Origin of the sequence: Paraburkholderia sp. RL18-085-BIA-A (assembly GCF_046027075.1) — a bacterium.
Taxonomy (GTDB): domain Bacteria; phylum Pseudomonadota; class Gammaproteobacteria; order Burkholderiales; family Burkholderiaceae; genus Paraburkholderia.
This window is the reverse complement of the sequence record NZ_JARESU010000034.1, coordinates 20839-46519: the sequence shown is the minus strand read 5'-3', so window position 1 is coordinate 46519 and position 25681 is coordinate 20839. Positions and strand designations below refer to the sequence as shown.

General features: G+C 61.5%; 24 protein-coding genes and 1 pseudogene. 18 read left to right on the top strand and 7 right to left on the bottom strand.

The genetic code is table 11. The features are described 5' to 3' along the window. Positions 1-43: 43 nt before the first annotated feature. The 3 genes from arcA to P0D89_RS23080 all read left to right on the top strand — a co-directional run bounded on the left by arcA (position 44) and on the right by P0D89_RS23080 (position 3702). Positions 44-1303 carry an arginine deiminase gene (gene arcA / locus P0D89_RS23090; protein ID WP_408361544.1) on the top strand — a complete coding sequence of 420 codons (1260 nt, stop codon included), beginning with the start codon at positions 44-46 and terminating at the stop codon, positions 1301-1303. Between the two features lie 132 nt (positions 1304-1435). Next, positions 1436-2920, top strand: a complete 1485-nt coding sequence (gene nhaC, locus P0D89_RS23085) for a Na+/H+ antiporter NhaC (protein ID WP_408361543.1) — start codon at positions 1436-1438, stop codon at positions 2918-2920. 443 nt (positions 2921-3363) lie between these two features. Further along, on the top strand, positions 3364-3702 hold the full coding sequence (locus P0D89_RS23080) for an RcnB family protein (protein WP_408361542.1): 339 nt from the start codon (positions 3364-3366) through the stop codon (positions 3700-3702). Between the two features lie 88 nt (positions 3703-3790). On the opposite strand, the gene P0D89_RS23075 is transcribed toward P0D89_RS23080, so the two are convergent. Beyond that, positions 3791-5125, bottom strand: coding sequence for a type II toxin-antitoxin system HipA family toxin (locus tag P0D89_RS23075; RefSeq protein WP_408361541.1), 1335 nt, complete (start codon positions 5123-5125; stop codon positions 3791-3793). 2 nt (positions 5126-5127) lie between these two features. Beyond that, a complete protein-coding gene (locus P0D89_RS23070) occupies positions 5128-5655 on the bottom strand; it encodes a helix-turn-helix transcriptional regulator (RefSeq protein WP_408361540.1) in 528 nt (175 codons plus the stop codon). Between the two features lie 341 nt (positions 5656-5996). On the opposite strand from P0D89_RS23070, the gene P0D89_RS23065 reads away from it, so the two are divergent. From P0D89_RS23065 to P0D89_RS23050, 4 genes are all read left to right on the top strand, one after another. Then, complete coding sequence (locus tag P0D89_RS23065; RefSeq protein WP_408361538.1) at positions 5997-6764, top strand: ABC transporter permease; 768 nt, start codon at positions 5997-5999, stop codon at positions 6762-6764. 210 nt (positions 6765-6974) lie between these two features. Beyond that, positions 6975-8075, top strand: a complete 1101-nt coding sequence (locus tag P0D89_RS23060; RefSeq protein WP_408361537.1) for a hypothetical protein — start codon at positions 6975-6977, stop codon at positions 8073-8075. Between the two features lie 668 nt (positions 8076-8743). Then, positions 8744-9124 (top strand): hypothetical protein, encoded by a 381-nt coding sequence (locus tag P0D89_RS23055; protein WP_408361536.1) that lies wholly within the window; start codon positions 8744-8746, stop codon positions 9122-9124. An 11-nt stretch (positions 9125-9135) separates the two neighbouring features. After that, positions 9136-9357 (top strand): YMGG-like glycine zipper-containing protein, encoded by a 222-nt coding sequence (locus tag P0D89_RS23050; protein WP_408361535.1) that lies wholly within the window; start codon positions 9136-9138, stop codon positions 9355-9357. A gap of 297 nt (positions 9358-9654) precedes the next feature. On the opposite strand, the gene P0D89_RS23045 is transcribed toward P0D89_RS23050, so the two are convergent. Then, positions 9655-9951, bottom strand: a complete 297-nt coding sequence (locus tag P0D89_RS23045; RefSeq protein WP_408361534.1) for a hypothetical protein — start codon at positions 9949-9951, stop codon at positions 9655-9657. A gap of 107 nt (positions 9952-10058) precedes the next feature. Between P0D89_RS23045 and P0D89_RS23040 the strand changes: the two genes are divergently transcribed. Further along, positions 10059-11624, top strand: coding sequence for an alpha/beta hydrolase (locus tag P0D89_RS23040; RefSeq protein ID WP_408361533.1), 1566 nt, complete (start codon positions 10059-10061; stop codon positions 11622-11624). A gap of 12 nt (positions 11625-11636) precedes the next feature. Here P0D89_RS23040 and P0D89_RS23035 read toward each other — a convergent pair. The 3 genes and pseudogenes from P0D89_RS23035 to P0D89_RS23025 form a co-directional block, all read right to left on the bottom strand. Continuing rightward, positions 11637-12659: pseudogene (locus tag P0D89_RS23035) on the bottom strand (endo-1,4-beta-xylanase). A 760-nt stretch (positions 12660-13419) separates the two neighbouring features. After that, positions 13420-13773 (bottom strand): BON domain-containing protein, encoded by a 354-nt coding sequence (locus P0D89_RS23030; RefSeq protein ID WP_408377220.1) that lies wholly within the window; start codon positions 13771-13773, stop codon positions 13420-13422. Positions 13774-14098: 325 nt separating this feature from the next. Next, positions 14099-14440: a hypothetical protein gene (locus tag P0D89_RS23025; protein ID WP_408361531.1), complete on the bottom strand. Its 342-nt coding sequence runs from the start codon at positions 14438-14440 to the stop codon at positions 14099-14101. A 208-nt stretch (positions 14441-14648) separates the two neighbouring features. Here P0D89_RS23025 and P0D89_RS23020 point away from each other — a divergent pair, with 208 nt between their 5' ends. From P0D89_RS23020 to P0D89_RS22975, 10 genes are all read left to right on the top strand, one after another. Further along, positions 14649-15800: a porin gene (locus tag P0D89_RS23020; RefSeq protein WP_408361530.1), complete on the top strand. Its 1152-nt coding sequence runs from the start codon at positions 14649-14651 to the stop codon at positions 15798-15800. A 203-nt stretch (positions 15801-16003) separates the two neighbouring features. After that, positions 16004-17062 carry a LacI family DNA-binding transcriptional regulator gene (locus tag P0D89_RS23015; protein WP_408361567.1) on the top strand — a complete coding sequence of 353 codons (1059 nt, stop codon included), beginning with the start codon at positions 16004-16006 and terminating at the stop codon, positions 17060-17062. Between the two features lie 172 nt (positions 17063-17234). Further along, positions 17235-18482, top strand: coding sequence for an ABC transporter substrate-binding protein (locus P0D89_RS23010; protein WP_408361529.1), 1248 nt, complete (start codon positions 17235-17237; stop codon positions 18480-18482). Between the two features lie 94 nt (positions 18483-18576). Next, on the top strand, positions 18577-19602 hold the full coding sequence (locus P0D89_RS23005) for a carbohydrate ABC transporter permease (protein ID WP_408361528.1): 1026 nt from the start codon (positions 18577-18579) through the stop codon (positions 19600-19602). Next, complete coding sequence (locus P0D89_RS23000) at positions 19599-20429, top strand: carbohydrate ABC transporter permease (protein ID WP_408361527.1); 831 nt, start codon at positions 19599-19601, stop codon at positions 20427-20429. Before P0D89_RS23005 ends, P0D89_RS23000 begins: the two co-directional genes overlap by 4 nt. Positions 20430-20490: 61 nt before the next feature. Further along, positions 20491-21828, top strand: coding sequence for a GH1 family beta-glucosidase (locus tag P0D89_RS22995; protein WP_408361526.1), 1338 nt, complete (start codon positions 20491-20493; stop codon positions 21826-21828). An 89-nt stretch (positions 21829-21917) separates the two neighbouring features. Continuing rightward, complete coding sequence (locus tag P0D89_RS22990; RefSeq protein WP_408361525.1) at positions 21918-23048, top strand: ABC transporter ATP-binding protein; 1131 nt, start codon at positions 21918-21920, stop codon at positions 23046-23048. Positions 23049-23136: 88 nt separating this feature from the next. Continuing rightward, positions 23137-23370: a type II toxin-antitoxin system Phd/YefM family antitoxin gene (locus P0D89_RS22985; protein ID WP_408361524.1), complete on the top strand. Its 234-nt coding sequence runs from the start codon at positions 23137-23139 to the stop codon at positions 23368-23370. 524 nt (positions 23371-23894) lie between these two features. Continuing rightward, complete coding sequence (locus tag P0D89_RS22980) at positions 23895-24128, top strand: type II toxin-antitoxin system Phd/YefM family antitoxin (RefSeq protein ID WP_408361523.1); 234 nt, start codon at positions 23895-23897, stop codon at positions 24126-24128. Beyond that, on the top strand, positions 24125-24514 hold the full coding sequence (locus P0D89_RS22975; protein ID WP_408361522.1) for a type II toxin-antitoxin system VapC family toxin: 390 nt from the start codon (positions 24125-24127) through the stop codon (positions 24512-24514). The genes P0D89_RS22980 and P0D89_RS22975 overlap by 4 nt, the downstream gene beginning before the upstream one ends. Here the strand turns inward: P0D89_RS22975 and P0D89_RS22970 are convergent. Further along, complete coding sequence (locus tag P0D89_RS22970) at positions 24493-25572, bottom strand: LacI family DNA-binding transcriptional regulator (RefSeq protein WP_408377218.1); 1080 nt, start codon at positions 25570-25572, stop codon at positions 24493-24495. The genes P0D89_RS22975 and P0D89_RS22970 overlap by 22 nt on opposite strands. Positions 25573-25681 lie beyond the last annotated feature (109 nt).

The window sequence follows — 25681 nt, the reverse complement described above, 5'->3', positions numbered from 1 at the left end:
GGGTTGAACAGAGCCGGCAAACGCCGGCATTCAGGAGATCATCATGGCGAGTACAGATGCGAAAGCGGACGGGTTTGGCGTCTATTCCGAGGTCGGGCAGCTGCGCAAAGTGATCGTGTGCGCGCCAGGGCTGGCGCATTCGCGGCTGACCCCGAGTAATTGCGATGAACTGCTATTCGACGACGTGCTATGGGTCGAGAACGCCAAGCGCGATCACTTCGACTTCGTCACGAAGATGCGCGACCGCGGCGTCGAAGTGCTGGAAATGCACAATTTGCTGGCGGAAACCGTGGCGGTGCCCGAAGGCAAGAAATGGATTCTCGATAACCAGGTGGTGCCCAATCAGGTTGGGCTGGGCTTTATCGACGAACTGAGGAGCTATCTGGAAGGACTCGAGAATCGCAAGCTCGCCGAAACGCTGCTCGGCGGACTCTCCACGCACGATTTTCCGGAAGCGCATGGCGGCAAGGCTCTGGAGATCGCGCGGGAAGCCGCCGGGACCACCGAGTACCTGCTGCCCCCGCTGCCGAACACCCTCTACACGCGCGACACGACGTGCTGGATCTACGGCGGGGTAACGCTGAACCCGCTGTACTGGCCGGCGCGGCATGAAGAGACGATTCTCACCACGGCGATCTATAAGTTCCACCCGGACTTCGCGGGCAAGGTCAACGTATGGTGGGGCGATCCAACCCAGGATCACGGCATGGCGACTCTCGAAGGCGGCGACGTGATGCCGATCGGCAAAGGAGTCGTGCTGATCGGTATGAGCGAGCGGACCTCGCGCCAGGCGATCAGCCAACTGGCGGCGACGCTGTTCAAGAAGGGCGCCGCCGAGCGTGTGATCGTGGCGGCCATGCCGAAGATCCGCGCGGCGATGCACCTCGACACGGTGTTTACGTTCGCCGACCGCGACTGCGTATTGCTCGCACCGGACTTCATGAACAAGACGCGCACCTTCTCTTACCGGCCGAGCAGTCATCCGAGCGGCGTCGAACTGCACCGCGAGGACAAGCCGTTCGTTGACGTGGTGGCCGAAGCGCTGGGGCTGAAGAAACTGCGCGTCGTCGAAGCGGGCGGCAGCGATTACCAGCGCGAGCGCACGCAGTGGGACAGCGGCGCGAATCTGGTGTGTGCGTCGCCGGGCGTGGTCTATGCATACGACCGCAACACCTATACGAATACGCTGCTGCGTAAGGAAGGCATCGAGGTGATTACGATCGTCGGCGCGGAACTCGGTCGTGGGCGCGGCGGCGGCCACTGCATGACGTGCCCGATCATGCGCGATCCAGTGGATTACTGATCCAGCGAGCGACTCGCGCGCGTTGCGTGCTCGCCGGATTCAGAGCGAACACGCAACGCGTTTGCAAAGCCGAACTTCGCGGGCGCGGTAGTGGATGGGTAGCGGTCGGTGCCGATGCGGGGACAAGCTCAAATGAAGAGACCCGACTCACCTCAACCGGTCACGCTGACCGAGGCGATCATCCCTGTCGCCAGCCTGGTTGTGCTGGTGGGTCTTTCGTACTATCTGTTCGGCGATGGCGGTGCCGGGGGGCCGAACCAGGTGGGCCTCGTCGTCGCCACGATGATCGCCGTATTCATCGGCTGGCGGCGTGGGCATTCACTGGCGTCGCTCGGCGAAGCCGCGGCCGCGAGTGTCAGTACGGGCATCGGCGCGATCTTCATCCTGTTCGCCGTCGGTGCGCTCATCGGCACATGGGCGCTCAGCGGCACGCTCGTCGCGATGGTCTATTACGGCCTGAAGCTTCTCAGCCCCAATTACTTTTACGTGACGGCCGCCGCCATTTGCGCTGTCGTGTCGGTCAGTATCGGCAGCTCGTGGACGGTGGCCGGCACGATCGGCATCGGCCTCATGGGTATCGCGCAAGGCATGGGTCTGAATCCAGCGATCGCGGCCGGCGCGATCATCTCCGGCGCGTATTTCGGCGATAAGTCTTCGCCACTCTCCGACTCGGCCAATCTCGCCGCCGCGGCGTCCGGTGCCCAACTATACCCGCACCTGCGGGAAACCTTTCTCACGTCGGCTGTGTCGATGGTGATCACGCTCGCTTTGTTCCTCGCGCTCGGCCGGCCGGGCGATTTCGACGCCACCGCGGAACTGGAAGCCATGCGTGATGCGTTTCACATCTCGTTGTGGCTGTTCCTGCCGCTCGTCATCGTCATTCTGCTGGCGGTCTTCAAGATACCGCCGTTCACCGCGATCTTTCTCGGCGCGCTGGCGGGGGGCGTGCTCGCCGTGTGCGTGGCCCCCGAGCGCGTGATCGCGTTTGCTTCGGCGAGGCAGGGCGTGCCGGACTGGCTCGCACTTTTCAAAGGCGTGTGGCTCGCATTGGCGAGCGGCTACAAAGCGTCGACCGGTAACGCCACGCTCGACATACTCGTGACGCGTGGCGGCATGGACAGCATGTTGAACACTATCTGGCTGGTCATCACGGCCCTGGCGTTCGGCGGTGTGGTCGAAAAATGCGGGGTGCTGGAGCGCCTGATTGCGCCGGTGATCGAAAAGGCAAAGACGGCTGGTGCGCTCGTCGCTTCGCTGGTCGCGTCGATCGTCGCTACCAATATCGTCACCGCCGACCAGTACATCGCGGTCGTCCTTCCTGCGCGAATGTTCAAGAGCGCGTTTGCGAAGCGGGGATACAAGCCAGTGGTGCTGTCGCGAGCCGTTGGCGATGCGGCCACGCCGACCGGTGCGCTGATTCCGTGGAATAGTTGCGGCGCTTATATGGCGGCGACGCTGGGTGTGTCCACGCTGAGTTATGCGCCCTTTGCCATTTTCTGTTTTGTGAGCCCGCTTCTGACCATTGCCATCGCGTATGCGGGCATCCGTATGCCACGGCTGCCGGCCGCGCAGGCACATGCCGCGGCCGAGCCTGCGTCGCCACATCGGGACGAGTGAGCCGGTACCGTGATATGGAAGTCGGCATTGGCGATTTCATCCGGATGAGCTTTTACCAAACATCGACGAACCGCTGGCAATTGCTGATGTTACGGCGTGTATGCCGCGAGCGCGGAGGCCGGCTTGAAGTCGAACATTCATTTACTATAATCTGAACGTCATCGGGTACAACCCCGAAAATATTATTTCCTTTCTGGCGACTTTCTAAATCGCATTTGGTATATCTGACGCCCGGTGCAATGAACATCGGCGTCAATCGAGCCGCCGATTTTTGGCATTGCGAATCATGTAGCCGGTCCATGCTGAATGTGGGTGTCGCAACGACGCACGGCCATCTTCATATAAGTCACGCAGGTCGTACGGACGAGTTGTCATCGTAATGTCAAAAAGACATTACACGCCGTGACACCCTGAGCTTTCTTTCACCGTAGAGGGGTTTGATCATGAACAAGCAGATTGTCGTGCAGCTTGTTGCTCTTTCCTTTTCCGGGGTCTCTCTGATTGCAATCGCGGCAGGTCCGCCGCCGGATCAAGGCGGGGCACCCATGGCGAACCCATCGGGGCGCCAGCAGGTCATGCCGTCGATTCCACATCGCGACTGGCACAAGGGCCAGCGCATTCCCGCTGAATACCGTCACTACAACTTCGTGATGGATGACTGGAGCAGCCACGGACTCAAAGCGCCGCCGCGGGGACAAAAATGGTTGGGGGTCAATGGAGACTACGTGCTGGTATCGACCAACAACTGGACTATCTCCAACATCGTCGCTGGAACAAAGTGACTCCATTCGGGCGGCGAGTGCGAACAACGTGATGCTGTTCCATTCGCCGTAGCCGGTGCTTCAAAGTCTGGGGCGCGCGCAACCATGCTTACGTTGATTGCGCGAGCTTCGTGTTCAACCGACGCATGCCGCCGAAGACCGCATCGGCCACATCCATCGGAAAGCCCTCGGGCAACTGCGCCGACACTTCTTCGATCACCTCATCGGTTCGCGCGGTCAACTCGTCGATCATCGTCTGCACACTCGCAGCGGAGAATCCCACGCGCTGCCCTTCGGCAATCCAGTGCCGCCGCTGGATCTGATTGAGCAGGTAGTGGACGTTCTTGCTACGAACCGCCATCGCCAGTTTGACCTTTTGCGCGGGCAAGCGGCCGGCGCCCGCGCCGATGATCGGGTGCGCGGAAAGCACATCGTAAAGTGGGGTGGCTTCGTAGCGGTTGCCCGGCAAGTGCGCGATGCTGAAGTTCTTCGCATGACCGTCGGTCGCCGCGAGCAGCCAGAAGATCATCTGCGTCGTGAAGAAGTTGCGCCGGTCTGTCGCGGCGCGCGCAGAGCCGGACAGCACTTCCATGATCGTCTCGATGCCTGGCCCGCCGTCGGATTCATACTTGTGAAGCGCCGAGGTGGCCGTCGCCTGGCACATGTCCTCCTGAGGAAGCCGCACGATCCATGTTGCGTCGCTGGACGGGCGGCGGTCGAATCGCTCGACGATCAACACCTTCTGATCTTCGAATGCCGCGATTTCGCAACGCGCGACTGGTAGCCCATAAGCCGCGACGATCTGCGAGCAGAGCCATTCGTTTTCCACCGACGTGCGCATGTCCGCGCGCATGTTGCCGACCAGTCCGAGCGGCAATTTGAAGATGTGCGTGGTCGGCGTGCTGCCTTCGGGCAGCAGCCAGTGGCCTCGATGGCGGAGCAAGGCGGTCTTTTCCTGCGCGCCCGCGATCGACAGACGCAGATCTTCCAGCGGATCGTGTTGCCCGAGCGGGGACGTCGATGTCGTGCCGCGCAGCAGGCCCGCGATCTCGCTATCGCTGAGTTCGCGCCCGCTGATGCTGGTGAGGTCGGTAGGCGTCTCGTCCGGCGGCAGCATCTGCAGCGCGCCGACGCAGTCGCGACCGAGCGCGGCAAGCAGTGCGAATGGCGCGGTGCTGCCGGTCCTGTGCCGCGCGGCGATCCGGCGGCGGATCGGTTCGCTGTCGGGAAGCAGGTTGTCGAAATAGTCCACGACGACCTGGCCGCGATACGGCTGGTTGCCCGGCGTGAAAGGAAGCGACAGTGACAGCGGGCGCCCCTGCGGATCGTCGATCCAGTCGTCGCGATACACGAGGCGTTCGCCGTGGCGGGTCGTTTCCCAATGGCCGACTGGCAAGCCGTTCATCCACAGGTTCAGGCGGGTGGGTTGCGTGCTGCGCGCCATGCTTACCAGTCCTCCCGTTTCTTGCCGGCGCTGCGGGATTTCGCGGCGGCGCGAGGGGCTTTAGACACGGTGGAGCCGCGGGCTTTTCGCGTGGTTTTCGTGGCGGCTTGTTTCGCAGGGCGTGCGGCGCGCGTCTGAGTTGCGGACGAAGCTTCCTGCTTGCGCGCCGATGGCGTTTTGCGTTTTACGTTGCCAGCCGCTGCCGCCGGCGTGTTTTTCGCAGGACGGCTAGCCGCTGCAGTGTTTGCCGGTTGCGTGGCGCGTGGGGAAGACGTGACTTTTCCCCCGGCGACGCTGCTTGCCGATGACCCGTCTGCGGTTTGGGTCAGCTTCAGATCGACCTGTAGCACCCGCAAGACCTTGAACAGCCGCTCCACGCTGACCGTGGCCGGATTGGCCTCGAGTTGTGCGTAAGTCTGCTGCGTCACGCCGAGATGGCTGGCCATGGCGGCCTGGGTGAGCCCGGCGGCCTTCCTGAAGCCCTGCAGAATCGGCTTCAACTGGCTCAGTGTCTTGAGAGGGTAGTCCACGGTTCATCTCCGGCAGTTGCATCGACCTCTTGACAGGTTAAAGCCTGTAAATTTCATATACAGTCTATACGCTGTATTTTGCAAATACAAGCCAAAGGCTGTTAATGCCGAATGCGCGGCAAGAGAGGGCATCCGCGCGGGCAATGCCGGGTCCAGCTGCGTGCGCAAGTTGGGTGCGGCGTCGTGGGCATGGAGTCGTTGCAGAGTCGGCTATCAGTATGCAACTAACGGTCAAGCCAGTTCCGCCCCCGCGGCTGCGATCACGCCCATCGAATGCGCTTCGTCGACCATCAGCAGCGCGTGACGGCCGGCTCGAACGGCACCGGCAAGCGGGCTTCGCAGTGTCGTCGGATCTCGCGACGCTGCTCAATCTCCACAAGGGCGAGACGTTCAGTCTGCTCGCGTCGACCATCGACGGCCAGGCGAATGCGGTGGATGCGGATGTCGTCGATATCTTCAACACGGGGAGCGCGGGCACCAACGACAAGTATGTGCTAACCACGCTGGGGCTCGCACAGTCGCTGATGAACACCGACTCGGTGGAGCGCTTCATCGTGCTGCTCGACAGCGCGGCATTGACGGAGAAGGTGAAGCTGGACCTGAGCCGTCGATTGCCCGCCGAGGGTTTCGACATCGAGATCAGGACGTGGCAGGAGATGTCGAGCTTCTATACCCAGGTGAAAGGCCTGTTCGACATGATCTTCTCGTTCATTGCGAGCATCGTGCTGGTCATCTCCGCGATGAGCGTGGCCAATACGATGTCGATGGTGGTGGTCGAGTGTACCCGCGAGATCGGCACGTTGCGCGCACTCGGGTTGAGCAATGCGGGCGTGGTCTGGCTATTCGCGTTCGAGGGACTCTGGATTGCGCTGCTGGGCTCTCTGCTCGGGCTCGTCGTCACGCTCGTCGCCGGGTGTGCGATCAACGCATCCGGGATCGGCTATACGCCGCCCAACTCGTCCTATCGCGTACTGCTGCAGATCGACCTTGACTGGCCGCGCATGGGCGCGATCGCCCTCGCGGTGAGCTTTTTCGCCGTGCTGTGCGCGGCATATCCCGCTTATCGCGCGACCCGTATCGAAGTCGTCGACGCATTGAGCTTCGTGTGAGCGTGCGGCTCGCTTCATGTTTTCTTTATCAGGTAATCAGGTATCGCGGTCGCCAGAAGCAATGAAGCCAGCCGAACAACGGTCTTTTTATAACGCTGCATGATCGCCTCGGTTCGCTGAATCGATCCCTGATCGCAGGCTATCGAAGTCATGCATGTGAAACGGGCCGGGGGGCGGCTGCGCGATGAGCCGCGCGGGACGAGGTGCGTCATGCTCGGTCTGTTGCTGCTGTTCGCGCTGGTTTGCACGGACATGTCGGGGACGGCATCGGCGGCCGATGGGCAGCACGACAGTGGGTCCGGCGGCATCGTTTTTCAGCAGCATACGCAGATCGTCGGCTTTGTGACGGGGACGGTGCTCAACCGGAACTCACTGGCCAATCCCGGCAACCAGATCGCGAAGCTGCCGAGAAACCGAGCTGAAATCGACCCAAGGGTAGATCTGACGCTGAAGGTCGATCCGTGCTATCTGCAACTCAAGCCGCGCGCGTTCTTCGTCTGGCGAGGCAGTACGCCGGGGGAGGGTGCCCACACGACGACAGACGCGTACCTGAACGAAGGGCGCCTGTCGTGCCAGTTGCCCGGCAACGTCAACGTGGAGGCGGGCCGCAGCGTGCTGCTATGGGGCAGCGCGATACTGATGTTGCCAAGCAATCCGTTTTTCGCGGAAACGGGCAAGACCGATCCCGTTCACGAGCAACTCGGCCGGGACATGGTCCGCGTGAGCGTGCAGATCACGCCGGCGTGGAGTGTCGAAGGCATCAGCAACTTCCACGTCGATACGCGCGATACGACGAAGGCCTACTTTTCTCCTGTTACGGCGCTCAAGGTCAACTGGACCGGCGACTCGGTGTCGGCAAGCGCGCTCGTGTCACATCGCGACAATGGCGTGAACTGGCTCGGTGCATACGGCACGTGGACGGTGTTGGACGCGCTGCTGTTGTACGGTGATGCGTCGCTCGGGCAGGGGCGCAATGCGCTGTTCGCCGAGCAGAATGCGCAGGCGCCGGCTGGCTGGACGTTCTCGCAGAATCAGACGCGCGACACTTCATGGCGCGCCAATGCGTTGCTAGGCGTGAGCTACACGCTGCTGTCCGGCTGGACCCAGACACTGGAGCTGCTCTATAACGGCGACGGCTACACGAGCGGCGAGAGGCGGGCGGATCAGAATGCGATCCGCTCCGGCAATTCCGCGCTTGCAATGGGCAATGCGGCGGGCGCCGGTTTGTTGGGGCAGGCGTTGAACCCGCAGCAGAGCCTGCTCGGACAACGATGCATTGGTGCAGTTGGGCCGCACGGACCTGTTCAATAAACTCGATTTGACGCTGCGCTATATCCAGGCATTCGACGCGCCATATGGAGGAAATCTGGCATTGTCGCTCATCTACAAGTTGAGTCCCGCGGCCGAGTTGTTTGCATTCGGCTAATGGAATGTCGGCAACTCCCAATCGGAGTTCTTACAGCTTTATCGGCTTTCTGTCATCGGCGGTTTGCACTACTACTGGAACTGAAATCAACGCGGTATGAGCGGGTGAGAATGTCTTCTATTCCCGATTGACCGGCGCCGTTTTCTTTCGGATTCAAGCTGCATTGTATTGTGCTGCGAGGCGAACGCGCTCTTCCGTGGATTGCGTGGAAATGAGCTTGGAAATTATAGAAAACGCCCTAGACTCTATATCGTGCCTCATCATCGATGCCGGACCGGCTGTGCCGCTCGACGCGTCATATCCGCAATCAATTCCAGTTCTTCATGTAGACATCCGCCATTCGGTGCGACGGCGGAGTAACAGTCCGGTGTGACAGATGGCTGCTGGCGGCTATTCCCGGCAAGGCCGGAACGGATGGCTCCCCGGCGTCAGTTGTGACCGGGAAAAGGAGACCCGATCAGACCCATAGACCATTCCTCTACATAACACGATCGACGCCACCGGATGCGGTCGGCGCAGGCTGCTGGAGAACATAACTTCCATGGAGTACGTGATGGCAACTAGACCACAATGGCGAACGCTGTTATCTCTGACTTTCCTGACGTTCGCAATGATGAGCAATGTCGCCCGCGCGGATAGCATTCCGATTGTCACCGGCGAGCAATGGGTCCACTCGTCGGATGAAGCCAAGAAGGCATATCTCGTCGGCGTCGCCAATGTGCTTGAAATCGAGCGCGCGTACTACGCGGGCAATAAGTCCGCCGAAAAGGATATCGCGCCGCGCTTCGCCAAAGGCATGCAAGGTCAAACTCTCGACAGCGTGCGCCAGGGGCTCGACAACTGGTACGCCGCGAATCCCACGAGAATCCAGCACCCGGTGATCGAGACCTTGTGGTTCGAAATGGTCGTGCCAGGCCTGAAGAAAAACCCATAAAGGAGACGATCATGAAACGATTTGGATGGATCGTGGGCATTGGGGCCTTTGTGGTCGTGGTCGGCTGCACGGACATGAGCGCGCGGCAGCAGGGCACCATGAGCGGTGCGGCGATCGGCGCGGCGGGCGGCGCAGGCATTGCGGCGATTTCGGGCGGCGACGCGTGGACCGGCGCGCTGATCGGCGGTGCTGCCGGTGGCGTGGCGGGCAATATCAGGGGTGGTCGGCAGTAGGCAGGCTGATGGAGCGTTGGGGCCATGCAACACGCCTCGCGCTCCAGTTTGGGGCGCAGGGTTCCTCGAAAGCGCTCTGCGCCGAGCCTCGGCACGCAGCGGCGTCGTGCGTTGTCGCTCGCATGACTGGCTGTCAGGCAATGCTGCGCGCGGCAAGCACGTTGCCGCGAGTGGACGCTAATCAACACGTTTCTTTTGCCGCCTTCACGCCGCATCCCACGTCAAACAGTGAAACGCGGCTGTCAGAACAGCTTCTTCGCTCGACCTCGCCTTACGGCCGGCATACTGCCCGGCAACTCAGGCATGCATGCGTTCAACCCCACAGCCCAACTCATCAAACAGCACGGCATTGCAAGCAAGCGTCAGGACTCCGGCGCATACGGCGCAGCCGTCCATTGAATTGCAGCAGAGTTTGAACGGACGGGTAAAAGACCTTAGGATATCTGGGTGGGATCTTTCAAACGACGCACGCGATGACCGCCGCCGAACGGGAAGGCGATCATCGTATGGGTCGATCGCGTCGGCCATCGGCACGACGCGTCGGTCCGAGCGATGCTCATTGCCGGCACCGAGGGCGCCGATGCTTGCTTTCATGTTGCCGACGCCGACGCGGCGTAGCAGCGTAGACTGATCCTGCTGTGTTCCGGATGTGGCGGATCATCGCCTGGCAGGCCGTTGCAACCCTCACCAAGAGAGCACGAATGCTACGCACGTCGCTGAAGGTAATAAAGATAAGTGCATTGATTCTGGTCCTGCTGATGGTAGCCGCGCTGGGGTTGCGCGCATGGTACTCGACGCGTGCTCCGGAACTCGCGGTCTGGCACACCTATGTGCCGCGCGAAATGACAATCGAGGAAATGGACGCCGGCGACTGGAATGCCTACCTCAAGGCGGAGTCGCGAATTTTCGACGACGTGCGCACCAACGTCGTCGAAAAACTGACCCCAGCCGAGCGCGTGCCGGCGAACCGCTATTACGAAGGCTCGCCGATCTATCCCGAGCACTTCGCGCAAAACTGGAACCGCTCATACATCCTCGAACCGTCCGGGCCGCCCGTGGGCGCCGTGGTGTTGCTGCATGGCCTGACGGATTCGCCGTTCAGTTTGCGGCACATCGCGCGCCGCTACCGGGACCGGGGCTTTGTCGCGATCGGCATCCGTCTGCCGGGGCACGGCACAGTGCCGGCTGGACTCACGCGGGTCGAATGGCGCGAGTGGGCCGCCGCCACGCGGCTCGCGGTGCGCGAAGCGCGCCGGCGCATCGGTCCTGACAAGCCGCTGGAACTGGTCGGCTTCTCGAACGGCGGCGCGCTCGCGCTGCAATACGCGCTGGATTCCGTCGAGAACCCCGCGCTTTCGCGCCCGACCCGCGTCATTCTCGTCTCGCCGATGATCGGCGTGACCCGCTACGCCCGCTTCGCCGGTCTCGCCGGACTGCCGTCGGTGTTCCCGGCGTTCGCGCGGGCCGCGTGGCTCGGCATCGTACCCGAGTTCAATCCGTTCAAATACAACTCGTTTCCGGTCAACGGCGCGCGCCAGTCCTACCTGCTCACGAGTACGATCCAGGAGCAGATCATCAGGCTGCATCGTGAGAACCGGCTGGTTGCATTGCCGCCCGTGCTGACATTCCAGTCCGTGACCGATTTCACCGTCAGCACGCCGGCCGTGATGTCGTCGCTATACGACCAGCTTCCGCAGAACGGTAGTGAAGTCGTGTTGTTCGACGTGAACCGCAGCGTGAGGTTCAGGACCTTTCTGCGCGTGGCGTCGTACACCGCGCTCTCGCGGCTGCTGCGCACAGGTCCGCAGAACTATCGCACCACGGTCATCGCCAACGCGGCGCCGGACACGAGCCAGACCGTCGAGCGCAGCGTCGCTGCAGGCGAAGTCGAAACGCGCGTCAAGCCTTTGAGCATCGAATATCCACAGGATATTTTCTCGTTATCGCACGTGGCGATTCCGTTCCCGGTGACGGACGCGCTCTATGGCATCGCCCCGAGCGACGAGGAGAATTTCAACGAGAACCTCGGCACGCTTGCGCCGCGCGGCGAGCGCGGCACGTTGATTCTCACGCTCGACTCGATGTTCCGGATCGCGTCGAATCCGTTTTTCCCATATGTCCTGCAACGGATCGACGAAGGCATCGGCAAGATGCCGCCGCCAGTCGTGCAGTCGCCCGAGCGTTCTCACGAAACCGCCGCCGGGCAGCCGGACCAGGCGGCGGACGAGTTGCCGGAACTCAACGAGGTCGGCTCATATGAGCCGTGACACCGCGATGCGTCACGGCTGATAAGCCGGATCGACGATCGTCCAGAAGGCCTCTTTCGGCTGCAGGTTGGCTTCGAACAGCAGCGGCAGATTCGTGCGCGGCACCGGCGTCGAAGTCAGCCACGTGTGCTTGTCCGAGTAACCCCAGAACGTGACGGCCTTGATGCTCGGTTCGTGCTCGAACAGATCGAACACGGCGCGATAGCGCTGCGCCTGGGCGCGCATCGCGTCGTTCGGCACTGCGTGACCGAGGTCGGGCAGACACGCATGCGGGTTACTCCAGCATTCGCCGGAATCGGTGTACAGACTCATGTCGAGTTCCGTTACCTGATTCTCGAGTCCGAGTGCGGCGACATCGTCGAAAGCCTGCTTGATGTTCGGCAGCGGCGGCTAGTTCACGCTGATGTGCATCTGATGCCCCACGCCGTCGATCGGCACGCCCTCGGCGCGCAACTCGCGAACCACGGAGAGCAGCTTCGCGCGCTTGCCGGCATCGTCCGTGTTGTAGTCGTTGATATAGAGCTTCACGTTCGGATCAGCCGCACGCGCAGCACGGAATGCAACCGCAATGTAGTCTTTGCCGAGCGCGCGATACCACGGGCTGTCCTCGCGATAGAGCTGATGCGGGTCATCGCTGATGACTTCATTGACCACGTCCCACGCATAGACCTTGCCGCGGAAATGTGTGACAACGTCGGTTACATATCGCTGCAACCGCGCTGCCACGATGTCGTGATAGTGCGGATCCTTGGAGTCGCCGGCAAAGAACCAGGCGGGCGCTTCTGACCAGTCGCCGCTTTTGAAATGCCACACGAGCGTGTGGCCGCGCACCGCGATACCGTGCGCCTCGGCGAACGCAACGATCTCGTCGGCCGGCGCGAAGTTGTATTCGCCCTCGGCGACGCCGATCGTGCCCGGCTTCATCTTGTTCTCGGCGGTCAGGCTGGAAAACTGGGCGGCGAGCAATGCGGCGTCGGCAGGGCTTTCGATCGAGTCCGGCTCGATCGCTGCGCCGACCTTGAAATGCGCGGCCATGACGTTTCGCAGTTGAGGCGGCATCTCTTTAGGCGTCGCAGCAAGCGGCGGCCCGTCGTGCGCGGCCGTCGCCTGGGTGTTCGCGCAGCCAGCGGCCCAAACAACCGAGCACAGCGCAGTGGCAAGGGTGAAAAGGCGTATCGAAGTCCGTTGGGCGCGCATTCACTGTCTCCTGGTCGTGTGTTTTTTCATTCGAGGTTTTTATAACTCTTTTTAACGTTACCGGTAACAGCGGCGATCTTAAGCAGCGGCTGCGCGCCTCGCTATGCGGGGTTAACCTGACTGAAACGGCATAGCGATCCGCTTCGCGGCAAGACGGCGATGAGTCGTCGCGATGTCGAAAAAAACCGCGCGCTGAAGTTTTGCCGAACCTGCAATCTCATTCAGCAATAGCGCGCCAGTTTGATAAGCTTGGCCGGATTACGACCTTGGCCAGACCAGCGCATGGTTGGTGAGCCTGGAGTAAGTGTCACTTTGCAGGCCGGCGAGGGGGAGGTTACGGTACGCGTTTAACGGCTGTGTTGTGTTGTGCTGTGCCGAGCCTGACGTTGCGCACCAGGAACTGACGTTTGGCGTAGCAGCGGTGGCCGCTGCTGCGTAGACTTATCGATTGGTGTAGTCGCTGACATGACCTCGCTGTTATTCAAGCGTTCAAGCGCAGGTCCATTCCCCAGACGATCAAAGCTGCCGAGGCAGACCGATGTTTAGCGCGCGGACGGTTTGACTGTCGTCCGCGCAGCGGTGTCGTTTGATTTCAACGTCAATTCAATCTTCCCCCCGATCGCGAGAGCAGGTTGTTCACCGACGTGACACCGTCCACCGTGTGGGCAGTCTGTTCAGCCAGCGCGACCTGCGTGCGCTCGGGCACCCATCCGATCAGCGTGATCTCTCCCGATCGCGCAAAGACGAATACGTGAGACATGCTGACGCCGCTATGCGCGAAGCTGACACGGACGTTATGTGCGAGTTGCCGGTCGGCGGCCGACGAATCGCCGTCGGCATGGACCGCGGGTGCGATGGCGCTGGAAATCAACAATGCGAGAGTGGAAGCAATAGCTATTTTCACGATACCTCCTTGCAGATAGGCAGGTGTGCCGGCGAACTCCGGCAGCAAGTCTTCCGGTCCGACTCTACGAGGGGCCGCGGAAGTGGATGACAAAAGTCCCTGTCCGCTCCAGGCACACCCATCTCTAACGATGGAGCGTTCGGGGTTTTTGTCTGTCGGGACGTTTGGCGGATTTGTTGTCGCCCGGCGAAAAGCTTGCGCGTTCATCGTCGGAACGCGGCGTTGGATTTACTGCGTGGCGCGGACCCGTTCAAGCGGAACGAGGCATGGCCTGAGCGGTGAAATCCGCGAAAAGCGAATAAGCCTTGTGAACGCGCTTGCAGACTCGCAATCAACCATGTTTGTCGAGTGGAGCACGGCTCGTTGGCCGCCGTCATCGGCGTCCTGTTTGTTGATCATAGTCCCGAATGCCAACGCTTGCTGGAAGGCGGCGAGAAGCGCTGTGGGGATGTCCATCGGGTACTTGCTCGCCGTTGAATTCGACAGTGGCCGTTGCTCGGACCGGAAAAATTCTGTCAACACGCACGTCGATCTCGAATGCGGATCGCAGTTCGTCGTTGCATTCGCACCACATCAAAATCGGCTTGCGCGCGCGTTCGAATGGCTCGACGCGTCTTGCTAGCCCGCGCGACGCCAAAACGCGGCCTTCGCGCGGTTTTTCAGTGTACGGATTCAAACGGATTTGCCAGGCAGATGACCACCACGTGATGGTCACGAAGCGCGTGCTACTTCTTCATTGAAACATGCGCAACAGCTATGTACGACAGCGTTTTCCCTGACACGGAAGATTGATACGCGGCGCAATTGGCGTCCCTATAATCGCCTCGAAATGTGAAGCGGACATTTCAGCAAAGCGGGGAGTGTACCCAGTCAGGACACATCCTGAGCGGCTTGGAGACGCCAAAATGTATATAGGATATCTAATGAAAAAAGAGGTTCTTGCTTTGTCCATGATGGCAACTGCGACGGTGGCCCACGCGCAGAGCAGCGTCACACTGTATGGACGTATCGACAACGGCATCCAGTTCGAAACCGGCATTCCGGGCGGCCACGCGTGGGCTGCCGAGAGCGGCAACTGGGGTTGCTCGTGGTTCGGCCTGGAAGGTGCGGAAGATCTGGGCGGCGGCACGAAGGCGGTCTTCCAGTTGGAAGGCCAGCTGAACACGATGACTGGCGCTTCGGCGGGTAATCTGTTCGGTCGCCACGCTACGGTGGGCTTCACCAACGACCGTTTCGGTCTGTTCAAGATGGGTAATCTCGGCGCCGGCGAACTGTCGCAAGACAGCTGGGGCACCGACCCGCAGCTGATGCAGCGTTACGCAATCTCGACTTTGGTGCGCGGCCGCAACTGGGCGAGCACCAGCAACGGCGCGGAGTACAACTCGCCTGTGCTGCTCGGCGGCCTGGTCCTGAAGGGCCAATATTCGCTGACCAACAATACGAGCTGGAACTCGGCACCGGTTAACGCCCAAGGCGTTCCGACGGGCCAGGGCCGTACCAATGCGGTCGAAGGCGTCTACACCTTCGGCAGCGGCGACTTCCGCGTGATTTACGACGAAGTCCGCGGCGCGAACGGTTCATTCAACAACGTCTACTCTGCTTCGCGGTCGGTTCTCGCCGGCGGCACGTATGTGATCGGTCCGGTGAAGCTGTACGCCGGCTACCAGCACCTGAGCGCACCAGACGCGACCAACGCGAGCGTGGGCGTGACCGACGCATCGCAGCCGATCGGCGTGAGCGCACCGACCAGCGTCAACCACGAATGGTTCGGCGCGGCATGGCAGGTGACCAACGCCACGGCGCTGACCGGCGCGGTGTTCCACGCGAACGCGAACAACGGCAACGGCAACGCGACGCTGTTCACGCTGGCTGCGACGTACGCGCTGTCCAAGCGCACATTCCTGTACACGGAAGCCGGCTACGTCCACAACAGCTCGACGTCGAACCTGAACCTCGGCAACGGTCCGTACGGCAACAACAACTTCAATTCGGCTACCGGCACGTCGTCCAACGGCAACCCGGACTACGGCCACAGCCAGACTGGTGTCTTCGCCGGCATCATGACAACGTTCTAAGTAGGGCTTGCCTTGACCGGCAATCGTAGTGATCTCTGAGTTTCAGGTACTGCTTATATCTCTTTCGTAGAGAGGCCAGTGCGACGCTTCCTCCACCCTCGTCGCACTGGCTGTTTTTTCGCCGGCAGCGTTGAATTTCACGCGCAATGGACTAGGGTTTACTCACGTTTGAAAGCGCTTTCAAAGATCGTATTCTGTTGCTCATGATCGACGACGACACCACCCCACCCAATGTGACACTAGAGGAAATCGCGCGGGCAGCCGGCGTTTCTCCGAGCACGGTGTCGCGCATTCTGAACGGCACGGCGCGCGTGCTGCCGGCCAAGCAGAAAGCGGTGGAGCAGGCTATCGCGCGGTTCAACTACCGGCCGAACGTGTTGGCGCGCAGCCTCGCGAGCGGCAAGACCGACACCATCGGCGTACTCACACAAACCGTGTCCAGCCCGTTCTACGCGGAGTGGCTGCGCGGTATCGAAGACGGTTTGTCGGAGACGGGCTACACCGCGCTCTTCGTCAGCAGCCGCTGGAGCGTCAAGGATGAGATGGCGCGCCTGGAGCAGTTCATCGCGCGCCGCGTCGACGGCATGATTCTGTTGCATGCCCAACTCGATGAGTCGTCCTTGATCGATTACTCACGGCACGCGCCGCTGCTCGTGCTCGGACGCTCCGTGCAAAACAGCGCGTCCCTCGCGAGCTTGCCGCTCGACAACCTGCAAGGGGCTCGCGACGCGACCCGGCATCTGATCGAGCAAGGTCACCGCAGGATCGCATTCATCGCCGGTCCGCCCAATCACGAGGATGCCATCGAGCGTCTCGACGGTTACCGGATGGCGCTCGAAGAAGCGGGTATTGCGTTTGACGCTGAGCTCGTCGAGCAGGGCGACTATCTGGAGACCGGCGGCGTGGCGGCGATGGAGCGGCTCCTTGCGCGCGGCCCATCGTTTAGCGCCGTGTTCTGCTCGAACGATCAGAGCGCCTATGGCGCGCGTCTGACGATTTTCCGCCGTGGCTTGCGGGTGCCGGAAGACATCTCGCTGGTCGGCTTCGACGATCTGCCGACCTCGTCGTATATGACTCCGCCGTTGACCACGGTCCGCCAGCCCACCTACGAGATCGGGCGGCTCGCGGCACAGGCGATCGTGCAGATGATCCGCAAGCAACCCATCGCACTGAAGACGATTCCGCTCACGCTGGTGATTCGCGAAACAACGCGCCGATGGGCGCCGCCATCCGCAGCAAAGGCTCGCCGAACTAGCCATTGAGCGGCCATGAGCGCTGCGAAACCCCTCGGGGCGTTTTTTTTTGTGAAGTCTTGAAAGCGCTTTCAAAAGACAGGAAATATTTAAAGAGTCGTAAGCAGGTCGCAAGAAAAGCACAAGAAGCAACTGGAAATAACCGAACGCAATCTACAAACGGTTCAACAGGAGACAAGTAATGAACTTTCGCATTTCGGCTGCTGCCGCCGCAGTCCTGCTCAGCCTGGCAGCAGCCGGCGCGCAAGCCAACACCACGTTGACGGTGGCGGTCTTTCCGAAGCTGGATCAGGAAATCAAGGACGCGCTGCCCGCATGGAAGAAGCTGCATCCCGATGTCGACATCAAGGTGTCGTCGCTCGCGATCGCCGACCACCACAACGCGATGACCACCGCGCTCGCAACCAGCTCCGATCTGCCCGACGTGATGGCGGTCGAAGTCGGCTTCATCGGCCGGTTCGCGTCGGGCGGCGGTCTGGAGGACTTGTCGAAGGCGCCGTACAACGCCGGCCAGTACAAGAGCGAGTTCATCCGCTACACGTTTGCGCAGGCCACCACCCAGGACGGCGTGATCGTCGGCATGCCGGCGGACATCGGCCCGGGCACGCTGTTCTACCGCAAGGACATTCTCGACAAGGCGGGCGTCACCGAAGCCGACCTGAACAAGTCGTGGGATTCGTATCTCGCCGCGGGCCAGAAGATCAAGAAGGCCACTGGCGCTTACCTGATGGCTTCGTCGCGCGATATTGAGGATATCTACATTCGTGCCGACCTGAAGGAAGGCGACGGCGTCTACTTCGACAAGGCCGGCAACCCGGTGGTCACGTCGGCGCGCTTCGTCAACGCATTCAAGCTTGCGAAGAAGGCACGCGACCTCGGCCTCGACGCGAAGATCACGCCGTGGTCGAACGAATGGGCCGAAAGCTTCAAGCGCGGCACCGTCGCCACGCAGATGATGGGCGCGTGGCTCGGCGGCCACCTGTCGTCGTGGATCGCGCCGGACACGAAGGGTCTGTGGCGCGCGGCCAATTTGCCGAACAACGCGTACGCCTCGTTCGGCGGCACCTTCTACGCGATTCCGGCGAAGGCGACCCAGAAGCCGATGTCGTGGGAATTCATCAAGTTCCTGACGACCCGCCAGGACACGCAGCTCGCGTCGTTCCGCTCGATCGATGCGTTCCCCGCATTGCTCGCCGCACAGAACGATTCGTTCTTCGCCGAGCCGGTTTCGTTCCTTGGCAATGAGAAGGCCCGACTGATCTGGCGCGACGCCGCCGCTCACATTCCGTCGATCCAGCGCAGCAAGTACGACCAGGTGGCCGAGGAAGCGGTCCACTCGGCGCTCGACAAGGTCGTCGACGACAACGTGGACATCGACACGGCGCTGAAAGAAGCACAGGACCAGATCGCGCATCGCGTCCGGCGTTGAGGAAACAGCGCGGCGCCGTGCGCGCCGTGTTGAAGTTTTGCAATAGCGTGGCCGGCGCCGTTCGGCCGCCACGCCAGACTGGACGGAACCCCAGATGAGCCTTTCGCTGCCCACACCCGAGCCGGCCGCCCATAACGGGCGCCTCAGCGACCTGCACGCGCCGCTGACGGCGCCGCGCAGGAAATCACTGGTCAACCCGGTGAAGATCGCGCCTTACCTGTTTATCGCTCCGTTTTTTCTGTTGTTCGGTTTGTTCATCGCCTTTCCGCTGCTGTTCTCGCTGTACCTGTCGTTCCAGAGCTGGGACGCGACTGCGGGCCTCGCGAGCATGAAGTGGGTGGGCCTGTCGAACTTCATCTTCACGCTGACCGATCCGTGGTACTGGAAATCCCTCTACAACACGGCGTCGATGGCGATCATGTCCGGCTTGCCGCAACACCTGATTGCGCTGCCGCTCGCGTTTTTCCTGCAGACCGCGTTTCGCCGCTGGCGCAATTTCGTCGTCGGTCTGTACTTCCTGCCGTTCATCACGTCGAGCGTGGCGATCGCGTTGATCTTCTCGTCGCTGTACTCGACCGACTTCGGCATGATCAATCTCGCCATTGCGGCGATCGGCAAGTTGCCGGGCCTGCACTGGATCGTCCCCGCTCATCCGATCGAATGGCTGTACAGCCCGCCCAACGTCAAACCGGCGGTGTCGCTGGTGATCTTCTGGCGTTATGTCGGCTGGAATACGGTGCTTTATCTCTCCGCGCTGCAAAGCATTCCGAAGGATCTCTACGAGGCGGCGAAGATCGACGGCGCTAACGGCTGGCAGCAGTTCACGCGCATCACGATTCCGCTCATCAAGACGATGATTTTCTTCGCGGTGCCGTTGTCCATCATCGGCGGTCTGCAATTGTTCGAAGAGCCGTTCATCCTGCTGCCGAACGAGGGCATGGGCACGAGCCAGTCGGGACTGACCACGGCGGTCTACATGTACCGCATGGCGTTCCACGACGGCGATTTCGGTACCGCGAGTTCGATCGCGTGGCTGCTGTTCATCACGATTGCCGCGCTGATGTGGCTGAACACACGCATCTTTCACCGCAGCGGCATGAACGAGGAGAACCAGCGATGAAACTGTCGAACAACAAGGCGCGCTATACCGGCTACGCCATCGTGATGGCTGGCGCGCTGCTGATGTTCTCGCCGTTCTACTTCATGTTTGTGTTCGCGACGCACACCAGCTCTGAGATCTTCTCGATGCCGCCGCCGCTGTGGTTCGGCAACGCGTTTCTGGACAACATGGCGTCGCTGATGCGGCACATTCCGTTCTGGCGCAACCTCGGCTGGAGCTTCTACACGGCGACGCTGCAGACGTTGCTGACGCTGCTGGTCACATCGATGGCGGGCTATGCATTCGCGATGTACGAGTTCCGCTTCAAGAAGACACTGTTCGCGGTCGCGTTGACGGCGATGCTGGTTCCGCCGTTCCTCAGCATGATCCCGACCTTCATGACGATGAACCTGCTGGGCTGGATCAACCAGCCGCGCGCGCTGTACGTGCCCGGCGCGGCCGCCGCGCTCGGTGTGTTCCTGATGCGCCAGTACGTTGCGTCGGCGATTCCGTCGGATCTCATCGAGGCGGCGCGCATCGACGGTTGCGGCGAATTCCGCATTTACTGGAGCGTGGTGCTGCCGCTGCTGGGACCGGCGCTGGGCACGCTTGGGCTCATCAGCTTCATCCAGGCATGGAACAACTTTTTGTCGGCGCTCGTCGTGCTGCGCTCGCCGTCCATGTACACGCTGCCGCTTGCGCTGCGCATCTTGCAGAGCCCGACCAATTCGGATTGGGGGGCGGTGATGGCGGGCTCGGCGGTTGCGGTGCTGCCGCTGCTCGTGCTGTTCGCGTTCACCTCACGCCGGCTGATCGACGGTCTGACGACCGGCGCGGTCAAGGCCTGACGCTGTTGCAAACGACTTACTTCGAGCCCTCACGGGTATGACAATCAGGACAACATCATTCATGTCGACATATCGTTTCAAAGAAGACTTCGTCTGGGGCGTCGCCACCAGCTCCTATCAGATTGAAGGCGCAGCGCATGATGACGGCCGCGGCCCTTCGATCTGGGACGCGTTCTGCAAAGTGCCGGGCAAGGTCGTGAACGGCCAGAACGGGGATGTCGCCTGCGATCACTACCATCGTCTCGAGCAGGACCTCGACATGATGGCCGACCTGGGCGTCCAGGCCTATCGCTTCTCGATCGCATGGCCGCGCGTTCAACCCGACGGCCGTGGCGCGTTCAACGAGAAAGGCCTGGCGTTCTACGAACGTCTCGTCGACGGGCTGCTCAAGCGCGGCATTCAGCCGTTCGCGACGCTGTATCACTGGGACTTGCCGCTCGCATTGCAGGAGACGCAGAACGGCTGGGAAAACCGCGACACCGCCTACCGCTTCGCGGACTACGCTCGCAAGATTGGCAGCGTGCTCGGCGACCGCGTGGCGTCGATCGCCACGCACAACGAGCCGTGGTGCACTGCGTGGCTCGGCAATGCGACCGGCTACTTCGCGCCGGGCAACGCGAGCCTGAAGCAAGCCGCGCACGTGTCGCACCATCTGCTGCTGTCGCACGGCCTTGCGTTGCAGGCGCTGCGCGCCGATGGCGTGAAGGCGCCGCTGGGCATCGTGCTCAACCAGTCGCCCGCGCATGGCGCGACCGACTCACCCGAAGACCAGGCTACCGCGTCGCTCGAATACGCGAAGTTCGTGAGCTGGTACATGGACCCGCTCTTCAAGGGCCAATATCCGGCCGAGGCGTTGCAGTGGTACGGCGAGAACGGCCCGCAAGAGGTGATTCGCGACGGCGACTTCGGCATCATCGGCACACCGATGGACTTCCTCGGCGTTAACTACTACACGCGGATTTTCGCCAGCGCATCCGGTGATAAACGGCCGCCGGGCGTGCTCGGCTTCACGGACATGGACTGGGAAGTCTATCCGCAAGGCCTGACCGAATTGCTGACGCAGCTGGACGCGAACTACAAGCTGCCGCCCATCTACATCACCGAAAACGGCTGTGCGGCGAAGGACGTACTGGACAACGGCTGCATCCGCGACGCCGAGCGTGTCCGCTTTTACGACCTGCATCTCGCCGCGTTGTCGGATGCGGCTCAAAAGGGCGTCGACGTCGCCGGTTATTTCGCATGGAGCCTGATGGACAACTTCGAATGGGCGTCCGGCTACGACAAGCGCTTCGGCATGGTGTACGTCGACTACGCAAGCCAGCAGCGCACGCCGAAAGACAGCGCGCACTGGTATCGGGATGTGATTGCTCAACACGCCGGCGTGGCCACGTCGCGCTAGGGCGAAGTTACCCGCATCGCAAACGCGTGACGTGCTTGAGGGCAATGTCGCGCGGGAGCGCAAGCATAAGGAATCAGGAGAAGCTAGCAATGGGCGAACTCGTACTGCGCAACGTCGCCAAGACGTATGGTGAAGGGCCTCAGGTCATTGAGGGCATCGATCTGCACATTCCGGACGGCCAGTTCACGGTCTTCGTCGGACCGTCCGGCTGCGGCAAGTCGACCATGCTGCGCATGATCGCCGGGCTCGAATCGGTGAGCGGCGGTGACATTCTGATCGATGGTGTGCGGGTCAACGACCTGCAGCCCGCCGATCGCGGCATTTCGATGGTATTTCAGAGCTATGCGCTCTATCCGCATATGACGGTCGCGGAAAACATGGGCTTCTCGCTGAAGCTGTCGGGCAAGTCGAAGCAGGAAGTGCGCGAAGCGGTCGGACGCGCCGCGGAGATTTTGCAAATCAATCACCTGCTCGAGCGCAAACCCAAGGCGCTCTCGGGCGGCCAGCGGCAACGCGTGGCGATAGGACGGGCGATCGTGCGCAAGCCCCGCGTGTTCCTGTTCGACGAGCCGTTATCGAATCTCGACGCGGCGCTGCGCGTGCAGATGCGAATCGAACTCGCGAAGCTGCACCGCGAACTCGGCACGACGATGATCTACGTGACGCACGATCAGGTCGAGGCCATGACGCTGGGCGAGAAAATCGTCGTCTTCAACAAGGGGCATATCGAGCAGATCGGCGCGCCGCTCGATCTGTACGACCGGCCGGTGAATCGCTTCGTCGGCGGCTTCATCGGTTCGCCGCAGATGAACATGCTGCCCGCCGCGCTCGTATCGCAAAGCGAAACGCAAACCGTCATCACGCTGGGCGGCGGCAGCGACCAGATCGTGCTGCCTGGCCGCCCGGGCCGCTCGCTCACCGGCAAGCTGACGCTCGGGGTGCGCGCCGAGCATCTCGGCATCGGCGCAACGGGCGAAGGGTTGCCCGCGCGTGTCGAACTCGTCGAGCATCTGGGCGACGTATCGCTTCTGCACGCTCACCTCGACGGTATGGGTCAGGCGATTTCGCTGAAGCTCGACAAGAAGGATGCGCAGCACGCGATCGGCGCGCGGATCGGCATCAGGCTGGCGGCTTCGGCGGCCACGCTGTTCGACGCGAACGGCACGGCGGTGGCGTTCGAACGCAGTGAAGTGGGAGGACATCTTCAGGCAGTGGTTTGACGAGATTGATAACGAAGATCCGGCCGTGACCTGTAACCGGCTCGATTCCAAAAAAATAGCCGTATGAATTGTCTGGGTGGAGAGCGCAATGGAAAAGAGAGTATCGAAAGCCATTTTCAAGTCCAGGGCATGCGAACTGTTCAGGCAGGTCGAGATGCTGGGTGAAACCGTGGTCGTGACGGACCGCGGGCAACCCACCATCGAGATCCGGCCGTACTGCAACAAGCAGGCGAATCCGCTCGAACTGTTGCGCGCGTCGATCGTGCATTTCGATGCCAGGCAAGCGTCCCAGCCAGATTCGGTGGAGTGGGAGGAGACGTGATTGCGCTCGATACGCTTGCCGAATGCGGAGGGCTATCTCATGGTGTTCGACGACGGTTTAACGTTAGCGCTACCGTGCCCTTTTCGGCTAGATGTTACTTGAAGCTTGCAGCTTGCTTTCGACTTCTCGAGGCCCACTGCACGGCCCTAAGCGGCCCGCTGAGGCAGATTTGGCAGACTAGGTAAACTCCGCATGGCGGCGTTTGATACCCACGATTAACATGATTTAACGTTACGGATAACGTTGCATGTCTTCTTCTAATTCGTCTCACGAGGGCGGATATCGATCAGGGCCGTCCGAGCACGGTCGCGCTGACGCTCGGGCCGCATGAGGGCGCAAAGCATTCCCTCATCAATTGCAATGTCCGAGCCGAACGATGTCGCGGTAGTGTTTGAAGGTTAGGAAGCCCGAGAGAGCTTCCCGGCCGTAGTTGCAGGTTGATAACGAATATCTGGCCGCGACCGCAAAGCGTTTCGGCCCGATCCAAAAAAATAGCCGTATGAATTGTCTGGGTGGAGAGCGCAATGGAAAAGAGAGTATCGAAGGCCATCTTCAAGTCGAGAGCATGTGAACTGTTCCGGCAGGTGGAGATGCTGGGGGAGACCGTTGTCGTCACCGACCGTGGGCAACCTACAATCGAGATCAGGCCTTATCGCAACAAGCAGGAGAATCCGCTCGAGCTGTTGCGCGCTTCGATCGTGCATTTCAACATGAAGCACTCGCCCGTGCCGGCCGCGGCGGAGCAGGAAGAGCGATGAATACGCTCGATACGCTGGCGCTGGTGTGCTGGCTGGGCAGACAGAAAGCGTTGAGTCAGGCCGCGCACGATGCGATAGATCGGGAACTGGATGGCGGCGAGATCCTGATTTCGGCGATCAGCGCGCTCGAAATCGCTGAGTTCGTCAAGGACGGCCGGCTCGGACTGTCGATGGACGCGCGCAGCTGGCTCTCCACTTTCGTGTCGATGGAAGGTGTGCGGATGGTCCCGGTCGACACCGAGATCGCATTGCGCGCGGCGAGGCTGTCGCCTGCGCTGACTTCGCACCAGCGGTTGATCGTCGCGACCGCCCGCACGTTTGGCGGCGCGCTCGTCACATCAGATGCGAAGGTGCGCGCGTCGACTTACGTGGAGACGATCTGGTGACGCGCGCGGCGGCGCTGTCTGGTGCGAACCGGTCCGGTGGAGTCGCGCACCACCAGCTCCGCCGGCAGCGTAATGCGCTGCGAGGCCGCGCCGATGCCGGCGATCTGTGCGAGCAGCGTATTGACCGCCGAGCGCGCCATTTGCTGGAACGGTTGGCGGATCGTCGTGAGCGCCGGATGGAATTGTTCCGACATCGGAATGTCGTCGAAGCCGATCACCGAGATGTCGTCCGGCACGCGCAAGCCCGCTTCCCTGATCGCGGCGATCACACCAAACGCGCTTTGATCGTTCGCCGTGAAAATGGCGGTGGGCGGCTCCGCGAGATTGAGCAGGTCGAAGGTCACGTCGAACGCCATCATCTGCGAGAGATCGGCGGCGGCGACCAGCGAGTTTTCGCGCGGCAGCCCGAGCCGGGCCAGGGTGTCGTGATAGCCGCGCTGCCTGTCGCGCACGCCTTCGATCGTTTCGTCCCCCGCGAGGAACGCGATCCGCTTGTGACCGAGTTGCGCCAGATGCTCGACCGCGAGGCACGCACCCCCGTAGTTGTCGACCGATACCGACGGAAAGCCGGTCAGCGTGCCGCGCTGATCGACGACGACGACCGGCACCTTGGCGGTAGCGAGCGCTTCGAGACACAGCGACTCGCGCGGCAGAATCGCGAGAATGCCATCCGAGAATTGCTGGATCAGCCCGAGCAGATCGTGATGCGTATGGCGGTCCTCGTCGAACACGGTGTAGACCAGCATCTCGCAACCCGCGCCGCGCGCGGCTCGACCAGCGCCGAGGATCAGCTCGCTGGAGAACTGCGTGTCGAGGGTAGGCGTGATGATGCCGATGATGCCGTTGCGGCCGCCCGAGAGCTTCTGCGCGGTACGGTTTACCACGTAGCCGATATCCGACGCGATTCTGAGCACTTCGTCGCGGGTCTCCCGCGACACGCCTGGACGGCCATTGAGCGCGCGCGAAGCGGTCATCTGGGACACGCCGGCGAGCTTGGCGACGTGCTCGAGCGTGGGGGTCTGCTTTGCCATGCGTGACGAGGGAGTACGAGAGGTCATGTCGAAATCGACTCGCTGCTAACGTTAGCCATACCGTTTATATACAATCCATTCTACCAGAACTGGCCTCGGATAGAGCCCCGTAAAAGCCCGAGCAACCTTTGAACCT

Excerpts from the sequence above, each read along its gene's own strand:
- arcA (WP_408361544.1), top strand. The coding sequence starts at position 44 with ATGGCGAGTACAGATGCGAAAGCGGACGGGTTTGGCGTCTATTCCGAG.
- nhaC (WP_408361543.1), top strand. The coding sequence starts at position 1,436 with ATGAAGAGACCCGACTCACCTCAACCGGTCACGCTGACCGAGGCGATC.
- P0D89_RS23080 (WP_408361542.1), top strand. The coding sequence starts at position 3,364 with ATGAACAAGCAGATTGTCGTGCAGCTTGTTGCTCTTTCCTTTTCCGGG.
- P0D89_RS23075 (WP_408361541.1), bottom strand. The coding sequence starts at position 5,125 with ATGGCGCGCAGCACGCAACCCACCCGCCTGAACCTGTGGATGAACGGC.
- P0D89_RS23060 (WP_408361537.1), top strand. The coding sequence starts at position 6,975 with ATGCTCGGTCTGTTGCTGCTGTTCGCGCTGGTTTGCACGGACATGTCG.
- P0D89_RS23055 (WP_408361536.1), top strand. The coding sequence starts at position 8,744 with ATGGCAACTAGACCACAATGGCGAACGCTGTTATCTCTGACTTTCCTG.
- P0D89_RS23050 (WP_408361535.1), top strand. The coding sequence starts at position 9,136 with ATGAAACGATTTGGATGGATCGTGGGCATTGGGGCCTTTGTGGTCGTG.
- P0D89_RS23045 (WP_408361534.1), bottom strand. The coding sequence starts at position 9,951 with ATGAAAGCAAGCATCGGCGCCCTCGGTGCCGGCAATGAGCATCGCTCG.
- P0D89_RS23040 (WP_408361533.1), top strand. The coding sequence starts at position 10,059 with ATGCTACGCACGTCGCTGAAGGTAATAAAGATAAGTGCATTGATTCTG.
- P0D89_RS23020 (WP_408361530.1), top strand. The coding sequence starts at position 14,649 with ATGAAAAAAGAGGTTCTTGCTTTGTCCATGATGGCAACTGCGACGGTG.
- P0D89_RS23015 (WP_408361567.1), top strand. The coding sequence starts at position 16,004 with ATGATCGACGACGACACCACCCCACCCAATGTGACACTAGAGGAAATC.
- P0D89_RS23010 (WP_408361529.1), top strand. The coding sequence starts at position 17,235 with ATGAACTTTCGCATTTCGGCTGCTGCCGCCGCAGTCCTGCTCAGCCTG.
- P0D89_RS23005 (WP_408361528.1), top strand. The coding sequence starts at position 18,577 with ATGAGCCTTTCGCTGCCCACACCCGAGCCGGCCGCCCATAACGGGCGC.
- P0D89_RS23000 (WP_408361527.1), top strand. The coding sequence starts at position 19,599 with ATGAAACTGTCGAACAACAAGGCGCGCTATACCGGCTACGCCATCGTG.
- P0D89_RS22995 (WP_408361526.1), top strand. The coding sequence starts at position 20,491 with ATGTCGACATATCGTTTCAAAGAAGACTTCGTCTGGGGCGTCGCCACC.
- P0D89_RS22990 (WP_408361525.1), top strand. The coding sequence starts at position 21,918 with ATGGGCGAACTCGTACTGCGCAACGTCGCCAAGACGTATGGTGAAGGG.
- P0D89_RS22985 (WP_408361524.1), top strand. The coding sequence starts at position 23,137 with ATGGAAAAGAGAGTATCGAAAGCCATTTTCAAGTCCAGGGCATGCGAA.
- P0D89_RS22980 (WP_408361523.1), top strand. The coding sequence starts at position 23,895 with ATGGAAAAGAGAGTATCGAAGGCCATCTTCAAGTCGAGAGCATGTGAA.
- P0D89_RS22975 (WP_408361522.1), top strand. The coding sequence starts at position 24,125 with ATGAATACGCTCGATACGCTGGCGCTGGTGTGCTGGCTGGGCAGACAG.
- P0D89_RS22970 (WP_408377218.1), bottom strand. The coding sequence starts at position 25,572 with ATGACCTCTCGTACTCCCTCGTCACGCATGGCAAAGCAGACCCCCACG.